At 34.3% G+C, this 2,644-nt stretch carries 4 protein-coding genes and 1 pseudogene; 1 reads left to right on the forward strand and 4 read right to left on the reverse strand.

The window, feature by feature from the left end; all coding sequences use genetic code 11:
• Positions 1-192 precede the first annotated feature (192 nt).
• A pseudogene (locus IC220_RS06880) lies at positions 193-840 on the reverse strand (patatin-like phospholipase family protein); the annotation flags it as partial.
• Between IC220_RS06880 and IC220_RS06885 the strand changes: the two are divergent.
• The gene (locus IC220_RS06885; RefSeq protein WP_188153713.1) at positions 841-1,356 is read left to right on the forward strand and encodes a phospholipase D family nuclease; all 516 of its coding nucleotides are present in this window, start codon (positions 841-843) and stop codon (positions 1,354-1,356) included.
• Here the strand turns inward: IC220_RS06885 and IC220_RS06890 are convergent, their stop codons facing one another.
• The 3 genes from IC220_RS06890 to IC220_RS06900 form a co-directional block, all read right to left on the reverse strand.
• Positions 1,357-1,575 carry a hypothetical protein gene (locus IC220_RS06890; RefSeq protein ID WP_188153714.1) on the reverse strand — a complete coding sequence of 73 codons (219 nt, stop codon included), beginning with the start codon at positions 1,573-1,575 and terminating at the stop codon, positions 1,357-1,359. It lies immediately after the preceding gene.
• 45 nt (positions 1,576-1,620) lie between these two features.
• Positions 1,621-2,148 carry an ankyrin repeat domain-containing protein gene (locus IC220_RS06895; RefSeq protein WP_188153715.1) on the reverse strand — a complete coding sequence of 176 codons (528 nt, stop codon included), beginning with the start codon at positions 2,146-2,148 and terminating at the stop codon, positions 1,621-1,623.
• 58 nt (positions 2,149-2,206) lie between these two features.
• Positions 2,207-2,644, reverse strand: a 438-nt coding sequence (locus tag IC220_RS06900; protein WP_369408775.1) for a phage late control D family protein, incomplete at its 5' end; no start/stop codon positions are given.

The following is a 2,644-nucleotide window of genomic DNA, read 5'->3' on the forward strand; positions in this document are numbered from 1 at the left end:
CCTGTTCGCCCTATCCACATCACTGCTGCTATGAACTTTCTGTTGTCCTTTGCACTCCTTCCACTATCCCCTTTCTTTCCGGGTAAACTCTCCTTTATCCTTTCCCATTGCTTATCTTTTAAGTCGTATAACATCCTTAGCTTCTCTCAAAAATTGTTATTATAACTCCTTTCTTTTTGAATGTCTACACTACCTAGTCGTTCTACCAGTGCCAATTGATAAAAGAACAATATCATCATCAGGAAATAGCCTTTTCCCACTAGCATATGCACAAGCAGCAGGATTATTGGCAAACACCCCACCATCCACTAATATTCTATCTATCTGGTTAATTTTTAAATGTTTTGGTATGAAATAGGTAGGTGCTGCTGTTGTAGCTCTGAGTGCATCTTTCAGCTTAATATTACCTTCTTTCCAGCTTTTGAAGAAAAATGGGCAGTTATTTTGAATGTCATAACTGGTAAGTAGTAGATTACTTGAGACGTCAGCAATAGTACTTTCGCCGAAGTATTTATCAAGAATGAATTCTATATTTTGATGTGAGCACTGAGCACCATTAAACCACGAAGCAATCGATCTCCTCCAAAACGATGATTTAAAAATATATGGTCCATATTGTTGATAAAGTTCAACCAAATCATTGGCTGAATATTGAGGGTTTCCTTCTTTATCTTTTTTACATAACCCAGCTACAACAATCCCACCAGTAGAAGTGCCTGCCATCAGGTCAAAGATTTGGAAAATAGGTTTTTTTGATCTTTTTTCTATTTCTGCTAATATTATTGCTGGTATTATTCCTCTTATGCCTCCACCATCAATGGATAAGATAAATTTAGTCATATGTACACACGTTTCTTACTTTTATTAATATGTTTGTTTTCATCTGGCTGTGTTTGTACGAAAATCATAGTTTGCTTTACTCCTCAGGAAAAATGTTCTACACATATAATTGATGTAATAGACAGATCTCAAAAATCTATATTAGTTCAGGCATATACATTCACTTCTCAGCCAATTGCAAAGTCTCTAATTATGGCCAAAAAACGTGGGATTGATGTTAAAGTGATCCTTGACGAAACACAAATTAATTCAGAATACAGTGTAATTAATGAGCTGTTTGAGGAGAAAATACCGATTTGGATTGACTTTCAACCCGCTATAGCTCACAATAAGGTGATGATAATTGACAATAAAAAAGTAGTCTCAGGTTCCTTTAACTTCACTCATTCTGCGGAATTTAGGAATACTGAAAATCTGCTGATTATTGAGAACAATGATCTGTTAATTAGGAAATACGTGAAAAATTGGAAAAATCGACAATCTCACTCCAAGCTCTATCAACCTGTGAAAGAGTAGTCATTTGCATTTTGAGTTGTTAATCTTAAACTCATCGAGCTCTTCCGATAAATTTTTTACCCTTTCCTCAAGTATAAGTACCTTTTCCATTAATCCATGTTCTATAAGCTTATCGTGAATTTGTACTTTTAAATCAAGCTTGGCTAACCACCATATGACAGTAATAGTCTGTATTATCATCGTTATTATTACTGTTAATGGGACTTTTTGATTTTGCATATTTCTCCTGATTGCGCAATAAAAAACTTTCAACTATTTCGTGTTTCAGTTATGCTGCTTAGATTTGTGTTGCTTTTCGGCATTATAGAGCAAGTGTATAATTTCATTGTATGGTTTATCTTTATCATGCCGCGATCTTAGTACAGCTACATCTCTAGGATTTTGTCCATCGTTACCCCTAATAGTTGGATTTGCTCCTCTAGACAACAAAAACTTAATAATTTCTAGATGACCATAAGCTGCAGCATGATGTAAAGCTGTTCTTTTAAATGCGTATTTATCAATAGCATCTATGTTTACCTTTCTTTCTATTATAAGAAATTTAATAGTATCTAAACATCCTCCACCTGCAGCATAATGCAGTGCTATTTCACTTAAATCTGGTACTATATCTTCTACTAAAAGTTTCACTACCTCCATACTGCAACTATTAGCTGCTGTTTGTAGCATAGTTTTATAATTTTCAGTTGCTTTAGACCTTTGATAGCAATATGTAATAACAACACATACCACTAGTATCATAAACCATACAAAATGTATTTTATCTTTCTCGTTATATTTCAGTTTATTCATACTCAGCAGTTTCTTCATATTAAATAGACTATTTACTTATTTTTTCTTAACACCGTTTTCATTTACTTAAAGATGCAGATAATGTAGTAAGATAACCCGAACTATTTAAGGTATGCTCTGCTCTATTGACTATCCATTCGCCATCTACTGCTTGATTAAAGCCTATAAGATTAAGTTTTGCCTCTGCAAATATTTGAGGATTACCTGGCATTGTTATCTCTAAAGTTTCATTGCTGCGTTTTAATTGTTTTAGCTTGGCATTTGCTGCACTTACTGCTGACTCTGCATTGGGGTAAATTTCCAGCATAATATAACTTGGTTCACCGCTACCAACCATTTCTTTAATAGTCTCACCCTTTTCATAGCTATGCCACTTTGCTATTACGGAATTGTACTTATCACGTACGGTAAAATGTACTTGCCAGTTAGTTGTATCTTCTGGTTTAATGGTTGTTGTTCCTAAAACTTTTCCTGTTGCTGATTTTGCTGCACCTTT

Origin of the sequence: Wolbachia endosymbiont of Pentalonia nigronervosa (genome assembly GCF_014534705.1) — a bacterium.
Classification (GTDB): Bacteria; Pseudomonadota; Alphaproteobacteria; order Rickettsiales; family Anaplasmataceae; genus Wolbachia.

What these genes read in the sequence shown, in the direction of transcription:
- IC220_RS06890 (WP_188153714.1), bottom strand. Translation starts at nt 1,575, where the DNA reads ATGCAAAATCAAAAAGTCCCATTAACAGTAATAATAACGATGATAATA.
- IC220_RS06885 (WP_188153713.1), top strand. Translation starts at nt 841, where the DNA reads ATGTACACACGTTTCTTACTTTTATTAATATGTTTGTTTTCATCTGGC.
- IC220_RS06895 (WP_188153715.1), bottom strand. Translation starts at nt 2,148, where the DNA reads ATGAATAAACTGAAATATAACGAGAAAGATAAAATACATTTTGTATGG.